We start from the raw sequence: 17,049 nt of genomic DNA, 5'->3' as shown, positions 1-17,049 counted from the left end.
CTAGAGAGCCGGGTTGTTGTAGCAGTGCCAGGTGAAGATCGCCGCCGCACCTCGGTGCGGCCGCCAGCTTTCGGCGATCTGGCGCGTCTGCTTTTCGCTGGGCCTGGCCTCCAGGGTGAGGATTTTGTGCAGCCCCGCCTGAACCGCGAGATCACCGGCAGGCCAGATGTCCGGCCGCCCTTCCGCGAACAGCAGGTAGATTTCGGCGGACCATCGTCCGATCCCCTTGATCCGCACCAGTTGGTCTATGGCCTCGTCGTCGTCTTCCGGCAGATTTTCGAAATCGAGCGTGCCCGCCACAACGAGTTCGCAAAGGCTGCGTGCATATCCCTGCTTCTGGCGTGAGAGCCCGCAGGCCCGCAAGGCGTCGAATTCGGCGGCGAGCAGGACTTCGGGCGCAATGCCTTCGCCCAGCAGCGCTTCCAGCCGGTTCCATACCGATGCCGCCGCCGCAACCGACACTTGCTGGCCGACGATGGTCCGCAGCAGGGTGGCATATCCGGTCGCGCGGATGCGGGGTTCGGGGTAGCCGGCGACATCCAGCGCACGAGCGATGGCAGGTTCCTTGGCAGCAATCGCATCCAGTCCCAGTTTCAGTGCGCCTGCGCTCAAGCCCATTATTCGATTACCTTGCAAAAGGGGGTTGCAGTCATTAGCAGCCGGCCGCAAAGGCCGAAACAAGCATGTTATGATACATGCAGTATCAGAAAGAGGATCGACGAGAATGCCGCAGATCATCGTCATCAATCAATCGGGCGAAGAATCCACCGTCGAGGCCCTCGAAGGCCGCACCCTGATGGAAACGATCCGCGACAGCGGCTTCGACGAGTTGCTGGCTCTCTGCGGTGGCTGCTGCTCCTGCGCAACCTGCCATGTCCACATCGACCCGGCCTTCGCGGACAAGCTGCCCGCGATGAGCGAGGACGAGAACGACCTGCTCGACAGTTCCGACCATCGCAACGAATTCTCGCGCCTTTCCTGCCAGGTTCCGGTCACCGCGGCGCTCGAAGGCTGCAAGATCACGATCGCGCAGGAAGATTGATCTTTCGGACGGCCTGACGGTCAGGTGAAAAGACCGTCCGGCCGTCCTGAGCGACGAGAGGCCGAGGTGGGGGCGTCTGCATTCCGCCGCAGGCCGGAGCCAGGATCCATTCGCACAAGTCGGATGGTGCCTTCAAAAAACTCTGCAAATCATTTGCGCCTTTCCGCCTGACTTCCTACCTGTGCCGCCATGACTGCACCCATCTCCCAGCGCTCCACTCTCGACCTCATCGGCAACACCCCGCTCGTCCTGCTCAAGGGCCCCAGCGAAGCGGCTGGTTGCGAGATCTGGGGCAAGTGCGAATTCGCAAATCCCGGCGCATCGGTGAAGGACCGCGCGGCCCTCTGGATCGTGCGCGACGCTGAGGCGAAGGGGCTGCTCCAGCCCGGCGGCACCATCGTCGAGGGGACGGCTGGCAATACCGGCATCGGCATCGCGCTCGTCGCCAATGCGCTGGGCTACAAGACGATCATCGTCATGCCCGAGACCCAGTCGCGCGAGAAGATGGACACTCTGCGTGCGCTTGGCGCCGAACTCGTCCTCGTTCCTGCTGCGCCTTTCTCGAACCCCGGGCATTTCGTCCACACCTCGCGCCGCCTGGCAGAAGAGACTCCGGGCGCGATCTGGGCCAACCAGTTCGACAATATCGCCAACCGCAAGGCTCATATCGAAAGCACGGCACCCGAAATCTGGGAACAGATGGACGGCCGCATCGATGGCTTCACATGCGCGGCAGGGACGGGCGGCACGATTGCCGGGACGGGGCTGGGCCTCAAGGCGTTCGACGGTGCGATCACCATCGCGCTCACCGATCCGCACGGCGCCGCGCTCTACAACTATTACGCGAACGGCGAACTCAAGGCGGAGGGTTCCTCCGTTGCCGAAGGTATCGGACAGGGGCGCATTACCGCCAACCTCGAAGGCGCGCCGATCGATGCCCAGTTCCGCATCTCGGATGAGGAAGGGCTGGAATGGGTCCGTCGCCTGCTGTCGGAGGAAGGCCTTTGCCTGGGCCTGTCCTCGGGCATCAACGTGGCGGGCGCCGTGGCGCTCGGCCGCAAGCTGGTGGCCGAAGGCAAGGCCGATGCCCGGGTCGCCACAATTCTATGCGACACCGGCTTCCGCTACCTTTCCTCGCTGTACAATCCGGAATGGTTGAAGGCGAAAAATCTGCCTGTCTTCCCATGGCTGGAATCCTGAGGTAAACGATCTGTCGATGGCAGGACACATTCCGCCTACGATGATCGAGCCGATCACGACGCCCCAGCACTTCGTGCCGCCCTCGGCGCGCGAACTGCGTTCGCAGGCGGTACATCGGTTACAAGTGGGGCTGTTCGGCCTCTGCGCCATGCTGCTCATCGTCGGCCTCGCCAATATCATCAACGACCGCACCCGCCTGATCGACACCGAAGATCCCATCCGGCAGGTCGTTGCAGCCGATGCCAAGCCCAAGAAGCAGGCGAGCGACCCGCTTGCCGATATCGGCGTGGTGCCAGCCTCCGACCCCAGTCCGACGCCCACCGGCGAGGTGAGTGATCCGGGCGCGCCGCCCGCATCTCCGGCCGGCGGCCAATAATCTGCGCCCTGTACTGACGTTGCTGGCGGGCGCCTTGGCGCTCGCCTCCTGCGGCGATTCCCGCCCACCTCGCGCCGATCGCGAGGTGGGGCTCTACACCAGCCTGCCAATCCTCTGGGCCGAGAGCGACGACATCCGGGATCTGCTCGCCGCTGACCGGCCGCAGCATTGGGCTGGTCCGGTGCTGTCGGACGCGGGCAAGCTGGTGCCGCTGGACACGCTTGCCGATGCAAACGGCGTCCTTCCGCTGCCGCATGATGGGTTGCTGGTGCTGGCGCAGCCACGTCCATTCTCGCCGCAAGAGAACGTCGCGCTTGATCGCTGGGTGCGTGATGGGGGCAGGGTACTGCTGTTTGCCGACCCCATGCTGACGATGCCCTCCCGCCACGCCCTTGGCGATCCGCGCCGCCCGCAGGACATGGCGATGCTATCGCCCATTCTCGCGCATTGGGGGCTTCGCATGGAGTTCGACGAGGGGCAACCCGCGGGCGAGCGGATGGCGGCAAGCTTCGTCGGCGAGTTTCCCGTGAACCTGGCGGGCCGCTTTCGGTCTTCGGGGAATTCCGGGGATCGGCTCCCGGAATCGGGAAAACACGGGAAGGACGGGAAACCCGGGGATGCGCGGGATGCCTGCCGGATCGAATCCGAAGGGCTGATTGCACGGTGCAAGATCGGGCATGGCCGGGTTTTTGCGGTTTCCGATGCCGCCTTGTTCGAAGAATCACCTGACGTCGGCAGGCAGGCCATTTGCCGGAGAGTGCTCGCCGCGATGATCCTCGGTGCCGAAAGTGGGGATTGACGGGGTTGGAGCGGGGATGAGGCCGATTGATCGCTGAACTAAGGGAAAGTCCCTGAAAATCAGCGATTTTTGTAGTTTCCCATAGTTTAACACTTATCTCCGTGAAGACGAACTGTGCTGAAAATCCGAAGAAATCCGCCGATTAAATCCCGTTGATCCCCACATTTCCCTTTAATCCCCAAAATTCCCGTTATAAAAGCATGGTCAATCGGAATGGCTGAGTCTCGCCGTGCCTTGCTTGCAGGGTCCGGGCCCGATCGCGTGAGCGCGCGGTCGGAGGGTCTCCGTCATGCCCGAGAGGCAACCTTAGGGGCGACAGGGACACATGGCTGGGCAGCCATACATCTACAACGGACAGGGCTTTTCGCTGCTACGCGACAAGAACCGTTTCGTGCTGCCCAATGCGTTCCGCGGCACCGTGCGCGAATCGAGCGGCAAGGATCTGCTCTGCCTGACCACCCACGATCGCTGGCCCTGCCTTGTCGGCTTCGGGCTCTCGCGCATCCAGGATTTCGAACAGGAAATCCGCGAGCAGCAGGAGGTGGCTCTACGTGCCGGCAAGGATTTCGACGCGGAAAAGCGCGCCAGCGACATCTACGCCTCTTATGAAGTGCCGTTCGACGGCAGTGGCCGCTTCGTCCTGCCTGAGGACCTTGCCGCGCTCGCCAATGTAACCGACCAGCTCTACTTCCGCGGCAACGGCCGCTTCTTCACGGTGTGGAGCCCGGAAAACCTCAACAATATGGACGATGGCTGGAAGGCGGCACAGACCGCCTGCGGCAGCCTTGCGGCCAAGGAACTTCAGAAAGCTTCGAAGAAATGAGCGCCTCTCGCACCATACCCGAGGGCGTTCCCCACGTTCCTGTGCTCCTGGAGGAGGTCGTCGCCGCCCTGAACCCCCAGGGCGGCGACGTCATCGTCGACGGTACCCTGGGCGCGGGCGGCTACACACGCCGGCTGCTCGATGCGGGCGCGACCGTGCATGCCTTCGACCGCGATCCCGACGCCATCGCCGCGATCGAGCAGAACCGTGCGAAATGGCCGGAGCTGGACACCGTTCCGCCGCGGCTCGTGCTGCATCCGCGCCGGTTCTCCGAAATGGCGGAAAGCCTGATCGAGGCGGGGATCACGCAAGTGGACGGCGTGGTCATGGATATCGGCGTGTCCTCGATGCAACTGGATCAGGCCGAGCGCGGCTTTGCCTTCAGCGCCGATGGGCCGCTCGACATGCGCATGAGCCAGGCCGGGCTCTCTGCAGCGGATTTCGTGAACGAGGCCGACGAGGCCGAGATCGCCGACGTGCTCTACCTTTACGGCGAGGAGCGCCAGTCGCGCCGCGTAGCCCGCGCGATCGTGGCCGCGCGTCCGATCGAGACCACGGGCGAACTCGCCCGCGTGGTCCGCAAGGCGGTGGGCTATAATGCCAATTACAAGGGAGCTTCCGCGCCGAAGGATCCGGCGACGCGCAGCTTCCAGGCAATCCGTATCCACGTGAACGGAGAGCTCGACGAACTCGATGCCGGGATGGAAGGGGCTGAAACGCTGCTGCGCGCCGGGGGGCGGCTGGCAATAGTGACCTTCCACAGTCTCGAGGACCGCAAGGTCAAGCGCTTCCTGAGAGATGCCGCCGGTCAGGCCAAGAGCACCTCGCGGCATCTGCCGCAAGTCGGCTCCGGCCCGCAGGCGACGTTCGCGCAAGTGGCGAAGGCCGTGCGGCCGGGGGAGGCGGAACTTGCCGCCAATCCCCGTTCCCGATCCGCAACCCTGCGCGCCGCGCTGCGCACCGATGCTCCCCCAAGAACGCCAGATGGCCGTAAAGACCACAGGAGTGCCTCATGAACCTCACTCGCGATCGCGTCCATTCGATTGGATGGATTTCCGTGTTGCTGGTCTGCGGCGCGCTGACGATCGGCCTGACCTTGCGCGTGAACGCGGTGAAGAGCCAGGTCCACGATACCGAGAAGCGGATCGTGTGGGTTCAGCAGGACATCAATTTCCTGGAGACCGAGTTCCAGACCCGCTCGAACCAGCAGGCGCTCAAGGAACTCAACGACCTGGAGTTCGGCTACAAGGCGCCCACGGCGGGCCAGTACATCGAAGGCGAGCGCCAGCTTGCCGCGCTCGGCATGCCGGTCGGCCCCGGTGCGCCGGCTCCGATCCGCTACGCCAATGCCGACACGGCGGGCGATCCGGCGCAGGGCCAGGGCGATGCTTCGAACGGCGGGTTGCTCGCGATGGTTTCGCCTGTGACGGGGGCGACCGCCGCCGCGCTTCCGGCAGCCGAGGCCAAGGGCGCCGGTGGCAAGAGCCGCGACCCGGAACGAGATCAGCTCGCGCGTGATGCTGCCGCGCTCGGCAGCCGCCTGGCGCGGATCGAGGTGGCGGAGGCTGCCCAGCAGTGAACGCCCCGGCCTTCCCGATCGGAGCGATCCCCACCACGGTCTCGACCGGCCGGCGCAAGCTGTTCAACGTCCGGCAGCAATCGCTGCTGGTCGCGAAGATGCGCACGCTCTGGATTCTGGGGGTTTTCACGCTCGTCGGGTTGCTGGCGCTTTTCCGTATCCTTTACCTTGGCGTAACCGGCCCGTCGGTGCGCGGTGGCGACCTGTCCGATCTGCTGGTTCCGCAGCGGGGCGAGATCGTCGACCGCAATGGCGTGCCGCTGGCCCGCGAGTTCCGGACTTATTCGCTGTGGTTCAACCCCAAGGCGATGAGCGCCGGTTCCGCGCTGGTCCACACGCCGGCCCAGGTCGCTGACGGCCTGATCCGCATCTTCCCCGATCTCGACCGGGCCGAGCTTATCGCCAAGCTTTCGTCGGACAAGCCTGGCTATCTGCGCAAGTCGATCCTTCCCGAGGACGCAAACAAGGTTCACGCGCTGGGCGAGCCGGCGCTCGAATACCCGCAGGAAGCCACGCGCTTCTACCCGCAGGGTTCGATGGCGGCCTCGGTGCTCGGTTATGTCGATACTTTCGGCAAGGGCCAGGTCGGCATGGAGCAGGCTTTCGACAAGCAGCTCACCAGCCCTGAAGGGCGTGCCAACCCTGCAGTGCTCTCGATCGACTTCCGCGTGCAAAGCGCGCTGGAAGATGAACTGGGCAAGGGCATGGCGCTGAGCAAGGCGAAGGGTGCGGCCGGCGTCATTCTCGACGTGGATACCGGCGAGATCCTGGCGCTGGCGTCGCTGCCCTCGTTCGATCCGAACCACGTCCAGCCCAGCGATCTCGTCATCACCGAGGAGCAGGCGCGGGACGGCAACGTGCCGCGTGGTTTCAACCGCGTGACCAACCAGGTCTACGAACTCGGTTCGACCTTCAAGCCGATCACCGTCGCTGCCGCGCTCGACGCGGGCACGATCACCGACTTGCGCCGTCGCTGGCCGGCAACGCCGCTTCACGTCGGCAAGTTCACGATCCATGACCTGCACAACTACGGCAGTTCGCTGAACGTGCTGGAAACGCTGATCCACTCGTCGAACACGGTCACGGCCCATATCGCGGACGAGCTTGGCGGCGAGCGGCTCAAGAAGACCATGGAATCGCTGGCGATGAACCAGCGTCCCTATGTCGAGCTGCCTGCGCGCGGCTTCCCGCTGTGGCCGCGTGGTGAATGGCCGCGTCTGCGTACGATGACGGTTGCTTATGGCCACGGTATCGCCGTGACGCCGCTGCATCTCGCCTCGGCTTATGCCTCGCTCGTCAACGGCGGCATCTGGCGTCCGGCGACGCTCAAGAAGCTTGAGCCATCGCAGGTTCCTGCCGGTCGCCGCGTGTTCACCGCCGCGACCAGCGCGCGCATGCGCCAGCTCCTGCGCATGATCGTGTCCTACGGCACCGGCCGCAAGGCCGACGCGCCGGGATTCCGTGTCGGGGGCAAGACCGGATCGGCCGAAAAGCCGGGCGTCGGCGGTTACCGCAAGCACTCGCTGGTGGCGACCTTCGCCGCCGCCTTCCCGATGGACCGCCCGCGCTACGTCGTCATCGCCATGATGGACGAGCCACAGGGTACCGAGGCAACCTCGTTCCAGCGCACTGCCGCGTGGAACTCGGCGCCGGTGATCCAGCGCGTGGTCCCGCGCATCGGGCCGCTGCTGGGCATCATGCCCGACGAAACCCGCGACATCGACATTTCCGACCTCAAGCCGCTGATCCCGGCCGGAACCGCTGAAGAGTGAGCCTGGAAGAATGAAATTGACTGCCCTCTGCGCTGCTGCCGATGTTCCTCTGGCCGAGGGCGCTGATGCCAATGTGACCGGCTTTGCCATCGATCACCGCAAGGTCGCGCCCGGCACGGTGTTCGGCGCGTTCCGGGGCGCCAGGTTCAACGGCGAAGATTATATCACCGCCGCCATCGAGGCTGGCGCCGTAGCTGTCGTGGCGCATCGCGATGCCAGGGTCGAAGGTGCGGTGCACTTCGCCGATCCCGAGCCGCGCCGTCTCTTCGCGCGACTTGCCGCGCCGTTCTTCCAGCCCGTGCCGGAGACGCTGGTGGCCGTCACCGGCACCAACGGCAAGACCTCGACCGTGGAACTGACCCGTCAGATCTGGCGCATGGCCGGCCAGCGCGCCGCCTCGATCGGTACGCTCGGCGTCACCACCAGCGACGAAACGGTTTCCACCGGCCTCACCACTCCGGATATCGTGACTTTCCTGGCCAACCTCACTGGTCTTGCGCGCGAGGGTGTTTCCCACGTCGCTTACGAAGCGTCGAGCCACGGTCTTTCGCAGTTCCGCATCGAGGGACCGCGCGTGGCGGCGGGCGCCTTCACCAACCTCTCGCGCGACCATCTCGACTACCACGCAGACATGGACGACTATTTCGCGGCGAAGATGCGCCTGTTCGACGAAGTGGTCGTCGATGGCGGCACCGCCGTGATCTGGGCCGACGATCCGTGGTCCGACAAAGCCATTGCCCACGCCGAGCAGCGCGGGCTCAAGACGTTCACCGTGGGTGCCAAGGGCACCAGCATCCGCCTCTCGGGTCGCAAGCCGGGCGGACTCGGCCAGAAGCTGGAGCTCGAGCATGAGGGCAAAGCCTACGTGCTCGAGCTCCCGCTGATCGGCGCCTATCAGGCGGCAAATTCGCTTGTCGCGGCGGGGCTGGTGCTGGCCAGCGGCGGCGATGCGCACACGACGTTCGATGCCCTGAAGCGGCTCGTGACCGTGCGCGGGCGGCTGGAGCGTGCGGCGATTTCCTCGGTAGGCGCGCCGGTCTATGTCGACTATGCGCATACGCCCGATGCGCTGGAAGCGGCGATCGCGGCGCTCCGTCCCCATGTGGAAGGACGCCTGATCGTGGTATTCGGCGCGGGCGGCGACCGGGACCAGGGCAAGCGGCCGGAAATGGGCCGGGTGGCCAGCGAGGGTGCGGACGTGGCGATCGTCACTGACGACAACCCGCGCGGGGAAGACCCGGCGGCAATTCGCGCCATGATTCTCGCCGGAATGAGCGGCGGCGCGCGAGAAATCGGCGATCGGCGCGAGGCGATCGGTGCGGCCATCGCCGAAGCCGGGCGGGGGGACATCGTCCTCATCGCCGGCAAGGGGCACGAACAGGGGCAGATCATCGGCAGCGGCGATGCAGTGCGCGTCCTGCCATTCGACGACGTCACCGTGGCCAGGGAAATGTCTGGTCCGCAGGGAAGGTAGTAGGCGATGAATGCTGTAGCCCGGATCCTCGAGTGGCCCAGCGATGCGGCCGAGGAAAACCCGCTCTCTCCGTGGCCTCTCGCGCTTTGGGACTCGGCCACGCTGGCGCGGGTTCTGAAGGGTACGGCCAGCGGTGACTTCACCGTTTCCGGCGTCGAGATCGACAGCCGCGACGTCGAGCCCGGCGACCTGTTCTTCGCGCTCAAGGGCGAGGCCATGGACGGTCATCGCTTCGTCGATGGGGCTTTTGCCAAGGGTGCGGCTGCAGCCGTGGTCGATCGGCCGGTCGATGGTCCCCACATCCTGGTGGAGGACACGACCGAGGCGCTGGAGCGGCTGGGGGCCGCCGCGCGCATCCGGTCGCGCGGGCCGATCATCGGCGTGACGGGTTCGGTCGGAAAGACCGGCGTGAAGGAGGCGATCTGGGCTGCGCTCGACCGCGCCAGCCGGGGTGATGCCCATCGTTCGGTCAAGAGCTACAACAACCATGTCGGCGTTCCGCTGAGCCTTGCGCGAATGCCCGCGCGTGCGCGTTTCGGCATTTTCGAGATGGGAATGAACCACGCCGGCGAAATTGCCGGGCTGACCCGCCAGGTCCGTCCGAACGTCGCGGTCATCACTACCATCGCGCCCGCCCACATCGAGATGTTGGGTTCGATGGAGGCCATCGCCGACGCCAAGGCGGAAATCTTCGAAGGGCTGGAGAAGGGCGGCGTGGCCGTGATCCCGGCCGACAGCCCCTATTTCAACAGGCTGAAGGAAGCCGCGCTCGAAGCGGGCGCGCAAGTGGTCTCCTTCGGCAAGGCGCGAGACGCCGACGTGCGGTTGCTGGATGCGGTTCCGGCGATCGGAGGCGGCTCGCTGGTGACGATCGACATGGGGGACCGGCGGGTTTGCTACACCGTCGCCTCGCCCGGTGAACATCATGTGATCAATTCGCTCGCGGTCATGGCCGCGGTACGCGGGGTCAAGGGAGACCTCGGTGCCGCAGGCGTGGCGCTCGCCGAAATGGGCGGGTTGCCTGGGCGCGGCGCCCGGCTTCAGATCGACGTTCCGGGTGGGGAGCCCGGCGCCGAACCCAATGCTGACGGGCGCCGCGCCGCTTCCGCGAAGGCCTTGCTGATCGACGAGAGCTACAACGCCAATCCCGCCTCCATGCGCGCGACGCTGGACCAGCTTGGCCGCACGCCGGCGCACCGCCGTATTGCCGTGCTCGGCGCGATGAAGGAACTGGGCAGCCACGGCCCTGACTATCACGCCGCGCTTGCCGGCCCGATCCGCGAAGCGGGTGTCGATTACGCCGTGCTGGTGGGCGAGGAGATGGCCCCGCTCGCAAAAGCCCTTGAAGCGGGGGAGAATTCCGGGGAACTGGGGAAATCCGGGGCGCTTCCGCTTGGCAAGGACGTGCCCTTCGCGCATTGCCTGACTGTGCGGGAAGCTGTCGACGCTCTGCGCGAATTCGGTCTCGAACGGGATGACGTCATCCTGGTCAAGGGCTCGAACTCGGTGGGCCTGGCTTCCCTGGTGACCGCGCTCGACAAACAGGAAGGGTAGGGGGGCTCCCCCGCAAGATGCTGTATCTCATCGCAGAATGGTTCCATTTCGAGGGACTGTCCAACCTCTTCCGATACCAGTCGTTCCGGTCGGGCGCGGCGCTGATGACGGCGCTGGGCATCGGGCTGCTGATCGGCCCGCGCTTCATCAACATGCTGCGCGTACGTCAGGGCAAGGGGCAACCGATCCGCGAGGACGGCCCGCAAAGCCACCTTGCCAAGCGCGGCACCCCCACGATGGGCGGGCTCATGATCCTCACTGCGCTGGTCAGCGCGATGATCCTGTTCATGGACGTGAAGAACCCGTTCGTCTGGGCCTGTGTTGCCGTCACGGTGGGCTTCGGCATCATCGGCTTCCTCGACGATTACGACAAGGTGGCCAAGCGCAGCACGGCCGGCCTGTCGAGCAAGCTGCGGCTGGCGCTCGAATTCGTGGTTGCGGGGATCGCCTCGTACATCATCGTCAGCCAGCTCAATACGAACCTCTACGTGCCGTTCCTTTCGGGGCGCTATATCCCGCTCGGCCCGTTCTATTACGTCTTTGCGGCCGTGGTGATCGTGGGCGCCGGCAATGCGGTGAACCTGACCGACGGTCTCGACGGCCTTGCCACGATGCCGGTGGTGATCGCGGCCGGCACTTTCGCGATCATCTGCTACCTTGCCGGCCGCGTGGACTATGCCAACTACCTTGGCATCCCGCACGTGCCGCGCGCAGGTGAACTGGCGGTATTCTGCGCCGGCATCATCGGGGCCTGCCTCGCCTTCCTGTGGTTCAACGCGCCGCCTGCAGCCGTTTTCATGGGCGACACCGGCAGCCTTGCACTGGGCGGCGCACTGGGCGCCATCGCCGTTGCCGCGCACCACGAGATCGTGCTGGCCATCGTCGGCGGCCTGTTCGTGCTGGAGGCTGTTTCGGTCATAATCCAGGTCTTCTGGTTCAAGCGGACCGGTCGCCGCGTGTTCCGCATGGCGCCGATCCACCACCACTTCGAGCAGAAGGGCTGGAAGGAATCCACCGTTGTCATCCGCTTCTGGATCATTTCGATCGTCCTTGCGGTGATCGGCCTTTCGACGCTCAAGCTACGATGAGGCGCCCGACGTGATCGTCTCCCCCGCCTTCGCCGGAAAACGCTATGCGGTCCTAGGGCTCGCGCGCTCGGGCCTCACCGCGGTCGAGACGCTGCTGGCGAGCGGCGCTCACGTCATGGCCTGGGATTCGCGCGAGGAACCGCGCCAGGCGCTCTGCGCACGCAGCCAGGACGAGAGCATCGAAGTGGCCGATCCGGTCACGGCTGATCTTACCGGCTATGACGGCGTCATCGTCTCGCCCGGCGTTCCGCTGAACAAGCATCCGATCGCCGAGGTCGCGCGCCGTCAGGACGTGCCGGTAATCGGCGATATTGAGCTTTTCGCACTGGCGCGCACGATCGCGCCCGGCGAGGGCGGTTTGCCTGCGCACCGCGTGGTGGGCATCACCGGCACCAACGGCAAGTCCACCACGACCTCGCTGGTCCACCACCTTCTCGAAAGCGCCGGAGTGCCCGCGCGCGTCGGCGGCAACATCGGCGTGCCGGTGCTTGGCGAAGTTCCGCTGCCCGAGGGCGGCGTCTATGTGCTGGAACTGTCGAGCTACCAGATCGACCTCACCCGCAGCCTCGATTGCGACGTGGCGGCGCTGCTCAACATCACGCCCGACCATCTCGATCGCTACGATGGTTTCGAGGCTTATGCGGCCTCGAAGGCCCGCCTGTTCGAGATGCAGGATGCCGCCCGTCCGGCCATCTTCGGCACGGGCGACCGCGAGACTTCCGATGTTGCCGAGGCAGAGGAGGCGCGCCGCGCGGCCGGCCTCGTGCGCCGGGTCGACGGGCAGGGTCTCGTCGCGCTGCAAAAGGACTGGCCTTCGCTGCAAGGCCCGCACAACCTTCAGAACGCGGCCGTAGCGGTCGCCATCGTAGAGGCGCTGGGCATTCCCGCCGAGCAGTGGGAACCGGCGCTGCGCACGTTCAGCGGATTGCCGCACCGCATGGAGCGCGTGGCCGAGGCGAACGGCGTCCTTTACATCAATGACAGCAAGGCCACCAACCCGGCCTCGACCGCGCCTGCGCTTGCTGCGTTTCCGCCTGATCCGGCGCCGCGCATCCACTGGATTCTGGGCGGTCTGCCAAAGGGCGACGACCTTGACGAGTGCGCGCCTTTCTTCGGCAATGTGGCGGCCGCCTATACCATCGGCGATGCCGGCCCGCGCTTCGCCGAGATCCTGACGCCATTTACTGAAGTCCATCGCAGCGAGATGATGGCCGAGGCAATCCGCGAGGCCATGGCCCGCGCGAAGCCCGGCGATGTCGTCATGCTGTCTCCGGCTTGCGCCAGTTTCGATCAGTTCCGCGACTATGAGGCGCGCGGCCTGGTGTTCCGCCAGATCGTCGAGGCGCTGCTCGAGGCGCAGGGCGAAGATGCCGATGGGGTGAAACACTGATGGCCACGATCGCGCCCGGCACCGGAGCGGTTCCCGCGAACACACGCTACAACCGCAACCGCCGGGGGCAACTCGCGATCTGGTGGCAGGAGATCGACCGCAGCGTGCTTGCGCTGGTGCTGATCCTGATGGGGATCGGCGCGGTGGCGGTGGCGGCGGGCTCTCCGGCGAGCGCGCGGCGCCTTTCGACGGCGCACGAGAAGCTTTCGCAGCTGCACTTCTTCTGGCTGCACCTGCGGTGGCAGTTCGTGGGCCTTTGCGCGATGTTCTGGGCTTCCAGCCTGTCGAAGGACAGTGCGCGCCGGGTCGGCATCCTCATCGCGGCCGTCATGCTTGTCGGGCTTGTGCTGGTCCCGGTGGTCGGTTCCGAAGTGAATGGCGCGCGGCGCTGGCTGAAGCTGGGGATCTCGATCCAGCCTTCGCAGTTTCTGGGATCGGGCTTTCCGATCCTGCTGGCCTGGATCCTCTCGTGGCGCGCGCGTGATCCGCATATTCCGGTGGTTGCGATCTGCTTCTGCCTGATGGGCCTGCTGGGCGCGCTGCTGATGGCGCAGCCCGATTTCGGTTCGACCATGCTGTTTTCAGGCACGTTCTTCGTGATGATCCTGCTGGCCGGTATCCAGCTCAAGCGCATCGGCATGTTCGCGGGCGTGGGCATCGGCGGCCTTGTCCTGATGTACTTCACCTATGACAACGGGCGTAATCGCATCGATTCCTTCCTGTCGGGCGGGAATGCCTTCGATCAGGTGGACCTCGCGCAGCGCACCTTGCTCAACGGTGGATGGTTCGGACAGGGTTTCTGGATGGGCATCAGGAAGATGGCGCTGCCCGAAGCCCATACCGACTATATCTTCTCGGTGATCGGTGAGGAATTCGGCCTGATCGCCTGCATCATCATCGTTATGATCTATCTTGCGCTGCTGACCCGCGTGATGCTGCGCCTGGTGGACGAGGAAGACCTTTTCACGGTACTCGCGGCAGCCGGGATCGGCTCGCAGTTCGGGGGGCAGGCCTTCATCAACATCCTCGTCAACCTGCAACTCTTCCCTTCCAAGGGCATGACCCTGCCGCTGATCAGCTATGGCGGTTCGTCCACGGTGGCCATGTGCATGACGGTGGGGCTGCTGCTGGCGATCACGCGCCGCAATCCGTTCATCAAGCGCGAGAGGTTCTCGCTTCGCGCCGTTGGAGACTTTTCTTCATGAGTTCGGCCGTAAAAGGCTCGGTAAGCCGCCACTACGTCCTTGCCGCGGGCGGGACGGGCGGGCACCTCATTCCCGCATTCGCGCTCGCCGCCGAACTGGATCGGCGCGGGCATCACGTCGCGCTCATCACGGACGAGCGGGGCGCGGCGATTCCGGGCAAGCCTGACTATCTGCCTGCCCATGTCCTGCCGCAGGGCCGGATCGCTGGGAAAAACCCGCTGAACTGGCTCAGGGGCGCCAAGGGCATTCTTTCCGGCCGCGCCATGGCGCTGCGCCTGTTCGAAAGTTTCGAACCGACCGCCGTGGTGGGCTTCGGCGGCTATCCAGCGCTGCCGACCATGCTGGCTGCCAACTCGGCTAAAATCCCGACTATCCTGCATGAGCAGAATTCGGTGCTGGGCCGTGTAAACCGTTACTTTGCGGGCAAGGTGAACGCCATCGCCACGGCTTTCGAGCAAGTTGACATGCTCGATCCCAGGTTTTCGGACAAGGTGACGCTGGTCGGCAATCCGGTGCGGGACGAAGTCCTGGCCCTGCGTGACGCGCCGTTCCCCGAATTCGGCGAGGACAGCCTGCTGCGCATCCTCGTGACCGGCGGAAGCCAGGGCGCTCGCGTGCTGTCGCAAGTCGTGCCCGATGCTCTCGCGATGCTGCCACCCACCTTGCGTTCGCGCCTCCAGGTCATCCAGCAGTGCCGCGCCGAGGATATCGAAGGCGTCCGTGCGCGCTATGTAAACCACGGTATTCCGGCCGAACTTGCGACCTATTTCGAGGACATGGCCGAGCGCCTTGCCGGTGCGCACTTGTTCATCGGACGCTCTGGCGCGTCGACCATCGCGGAACTGACCGATGTGGGCCGTCCTGCGATCCTGATTCCGCTGCCTTACGCAACCGACGACCACCAGACCGCCAATGCGCGCGAGATCGTGGCTGCGGGCGGTGCGCGTGTGATCCGCCAGCCGGCGATCACCACCGAGGATGCGGACACTTACAGCGGCGAACGGCGCAATGCGCTTCTGAAGGAGCAGGCCGACCTGTTCCAGAAGATGGCCAAGGAAGTCTGCCTGCAGATCCAGGCCATCGCCCAGAATCCCGAAACGCTGGCCAATGCCGCGCATGCCGCATGGAACTGCGGCTATCCCAATGCCGCCAGCGATCTTGCCGATCTTGTCGAAGGCTTCGGCGCCACCCCGATAATGGACGTAATTCGAATGGAGAAGGCCATGCCCGCCAAGGGCGGCGAAGCCCTTGCCAAGAGCAAGCTGGTCAAGGAATCCGTGCAGTGAGGGGCGTCGGCACTGACATCGGCACGATCCACTTCGTGGGCATCGGCGGCATCGGCATGTCGGGCATCGCCGAAGTGATGCACAACCTCGGCTACTCGGTGCAGGGCTCCGACATCGCCGAGGGCTATGTGGTAGAGGGCCTGCGCGGGCGCGGGATCAAGGTCATGATCGGGCAGTCGGCGGAGAACGTCGAAGGCGTGGCCGTGGTCGTCACCTCGACCGCCGTGAAGCGCGATAATCCCGAAGTTGTCCATGCGCTCGAAAACCGCATTCCCGTGGTCCGCCGCGCCGAGATGCTGGCCGAACTGATGCGCCTCAAGAACACCGTGGCGGTGGCTGGCACTCACGGCAAGACCACGACCACGTCCATGGTTGCGGCGCTGCTCGATGCGGGCGGGGTCGATCCCACCGTCATCAACGGCGGCATCATCAATTCCTACGGTTCGAACGCGCGCCTCGGCGCCTCGGACTGGATGGTGGTGGAAGCCGACGAGAGCGACGGCTCGTTCCTGCGCCTCGATGGGACTATCGCCGTCGTCACCAATATCGATCCCGAGCATCTCGATCACTACGGCTCGTTCGACAAGGTGAAGGATTCCTTCGTCGAATTCATCGAGAACGTGCCCTTCTACGGCGCGGCGATGCTCTGCATCGACCACCCGGAAGTGCAGGCGATCATCCCCAAGATCCGCGACCGCCGCGTGGTGACTTACGGCTTCTCCGCTCAGGCCGACATTCGGGGCGAGAACGTGACGCCCATTCCCGGCGGCAACCGCTTCGACGTGGCGCTGCGCCAGCGGGACGGCTCGTTCCGCAGGATCGAGGGCATCGAACTGCCGATGCCGGGCCGCCACAACGTCCAGAATGCGCTCGCCGCTGTCGGCGTCGCGGTGGAGATGGGTTGCTCGGAAGAGTGCATCCAGACCGGCTTCTCGAAATTCGGCGGCGTGAAGCGCCGCTTCACCAAGGTCGGCGAAATCGAGGTGGATGGCGGTGTCGTCACCGTGATCGATGACTATGGCCACCATCCGGTCGAGATACGCGCCGTGCTCGCCGCTGCGCGCGAAGGCGTGCGCAATCGCGTGATCGCCGTGGTCCAGCCGCACCGCTTCACGCGCCTGCGTGACCATATGGAAGACTTCGAAGGCGCCTTCAACGATGCCGACGTGGTTTATGCCGCGCCGGTCTACGCAGCGGGCGAGCAGCCGATCGAAGGCGTCGATTCCGAGCACATGGTCTCGGGCATGAAGGCGCGCGGGCACCGCTCGGCGCAAGTCGTGGCTGGCCCCGACGCACTGGCCGATGTGCTGGCAACCTCGATCCAGCCGGGCGACATGATCGTCTGCCTCGGCGCAGGTGACATCACCAAGTGGGCGGCAGGTCTGGCCGATGCCGTGTCCAAGCGGAGGGCCGCGTGATTGCTAAACAGCGCGAAGTGAGCCCCGGCGCATTCGAATATTC

General features: G+C 65.2%; 16 protein-coding genes. 15 read left to right on the top strand and 1 reads right to left on the bottom strand.

Annotated features, from left to right (window positions below):
- On the bottom strand, nucleotides 1-618 hold the full coding sequence (locus ACLIMP_RS15375; RefSeq protein ID WP_324696577.1) for a DNA-3-methyladenine glycosylase family protein: 618 nt from the start codon (nucleotides 616-618) through the stop codon (nucleotides 1-3).
- Between the two features lie 106 nt (nucleotides 619-724).
- On the opposite strand from ACLIMP_RS15375, the gene ACLIMP_RS15370 reads away from it, so the two are divergent.
- The 15 genes from ACLIMP_RS15370 (at nucleotide 725) to murC (ending at nucleotide 17,006) form a co-directional block, all read left to right on the top strand.
- The gene (locus ACLIMP_RS15370; RefSeq protein ID WP_443477943.1) at nucleotides 725-1,042 is read left to right on the top strand and encodes a 2Fe-2S iron-sulfur cluster-binding protein; all 318 of its coding nucleotides are present in this window, start codon (nucleotides 725-727) and stop codon (nucleotides 1,040-1,042) included.
- A gap of 189 nt (nucleotides 1,043-1,231) precedes the next feature.
- Nucleotides 1,232-2,242: a cysteine synthase A gene (locus tag ACLIMP_RS15365; protein WP_443477942.1), complete on the top strand. Its 1,011-nt coding sequence runs from the start codon at nucleotides 1,232-1,234 to the stop codon at nucleotides 2,240-2,242.
- A 40-nt stretch (nucleotides 2,243-2,282) separates the two neighbouring features.
- Nucleotides 2,283-2,618: a hypothetical protein gene (locus ACLIMP_RS15360; protein WP_324696574.1), complete on the top strand. Its 336-nt coding sequence runs from the start codon at nucleotides 2,283-2,285 to the stop codon at nucleotides 2,616-2,618.
- Nucleotides 2,619-2,652: 34 nt separating this feature from the next.
- Nucleotides 2,653-3,417 carry a Gldg family protein gene (locus tag ACLIMP_RS15355; RefSeq protein WP_443477941.1) on the top strand — a complete coding sequence of 255 codons (765 nt, stop codon included), beginning with the start codon at nucleotides 2,653-2,655 and terminating at the stop codon, nucleotides 3,415-3,417.
- 325 nt (nucleotides 3,418-3,742) lie between these two features.
- A complete protein-coding gene (locus ACLIMP_RS15350; protein ID WP_324696570.1) occupies nucleotides 3,743-4,240 on the top strand; it encodes a division/cell wall cluster transcriptional repressor MraZ in 498 nt (165 codons plus the stop codon).
- Nucleotides 4,237-5,256 carry a 16S rRNA (cytosine(1402)-N(4))-methyltransferase RsmH gene (gene rsmH, locus ACLIMP_RS15345; RefSeq protein WP_132469263.1) on the top strand — a complete coding sequence of 340 codons (1,020 nt, stop codon included), beginning with the start codon at nucleotides 4,237-4,239 and terminating at the stop codon, nucleotides 5,254-5,256. The genes ACLIMP_RS15350 and rsmH overlap by 4 nt, the downstream gene beginning before the upstream one ends.
- Entirely contained in the window at nucleotides 5,253-5,819 is a 567-nt protein-coding gene (locus ACLIMP_RS15340; RefSeq protein ID WP_324696567.1) for a hypothetical protein, read from the top strand. Before rsmH ends, ACLIMP_RS15340 begins: the two co-directional genes overlap by 4 nt.
- Entirely contained in the window at nucleotides 5,816-7,591 is a 1,776-nt protein-coding gene (locus tag ACLIMP_RS15335) for a peptidoglycan D,D-transpeptidase FtsI family protein (RefSeq protein ID WP_185996795.1), read from the top strand. The genes ACLIMP_RS15340 and ACLIMP_RS15335 overlap by 4 nt, the downstream gene beginning before the upstream one ends.
- A gap of 10 nt (nucleotides 7,592-7,601) precedes the next feature.
- A complete protein-coding gene (locus tag ACLIMP_RS15330) occupies nucleotides 7,602-9,065 on the top strand; it encodes a UDP-N-acetylmuramoyl-L-alanyl-D-glutamate--2,6-diaminopimelate ligase (RefSeq protein WP_324696563.1) in 1,464 nt (487 codons plus the stop codon).
- A gap of 6 nt (nucleotides 9,066-9,071) precedes the next feature.
- A complete protein-coding gene (locus ACLIMP_RS15325) occupies nucleotides 9,072-10,619 on the top strand; it encodes a UDP-N-acetylmuramoyl-tripeptide--D-alanyl-D-alanine ligase (RefSeq protein WP_324696561.1) in 1,548 nt (515 codons plus the stop codon).
- A 17-nt stretch (nucleotides 10,620-10,636) separates the two neighbouring features.
- The gene (gene mraY / locus ACLIMP_RS15320) at nucleotides 10,637-11,707 is read left to right on the top strand and encodes a phospho-N-acetylmuramoyl-pentapeptide-transferase (RefSeq protein WP_054439234.1); all 1,071 of its coding nucleotides are present in this window, start codon (nucleotides 10,637-10,639) and stop codon (nucleotides 11,705-11,707) included.
- 10 nt (nucleotides 11,708-11,717) lie between these two features.
- Nucleotides 11,718-13,097, top strand: a complete 1,380-nt coding sequence (gene murD, locus ACLIMP_RS15315) for a UDP-N-acetylmuramoyl-L-alanine--D-glutamate ligase (protein ID WP_443477940.1) — start codon at nucleotides 11,718-11,720, stop codon at nucleotides 13,095-13,097.
- On the top strand, nucleotides 13,097-14,302 hold the full coding sequence (locus ACLIMP_RS15310) for an FtsW/RodA/SpoVE family cell cycle protein (RefSeq protein WP_054439239.1): 1,206 nt from the start codon (nucleotides 13,097-13,099) through the stop codon (nucleotides 14,300-14,302). Before murD ends, ACLIMP_RS15310 begins: the two co-directional genes overlap by 1 nt.
- Nucleotides 14,299-15,588 (top strand): undecaprenyldiphospho-muramoylpentapeptide beta-N-acetylglucosaminyltransferase, encoded by a 1,290-nt coding sequence (gene murG, locus ACLIMP_RS15305; RefSeq protein ID WP_324696555.1) that lies wholly within the window; start codon nucleotides 14,299-14,301, stop codon nucleotides 15,586-15,588. The genes ACLIMP_RS15310 and murG overlap by 4 nt, the downstream gene beginning before the upstream one ends.
- Entirely contained in the window at nucleotides 15,585-17,006 is a 1,422-nt protein-coding gene (gene murC / locus ACLIMP_RS15300) for a UDP-N-acetylmuramate--L-alanine ligase (RefSeq protein WP_324696553.1), read from the top strand. Before murG ends, murC begins: the two co-directional genes overlap by 4 nt.
- Nucleotides 17,007-17,049: the final 43 nt, after the last annotated feature.

The sequence above is a fragment of the Novosphingobium aeonii genome, assembly GCF_052279045.1.
Classification (GTDB): Bacteria; Pseudomonadota; Alphaproteobacteria; order Sphingomonadales; family Sphingomonadaceae; genus Novosphingobium.
Note: the sequence above shows the minus strand (reverse complement) of the source record. Positions and strands in the feature narration are given on the sequence as shown.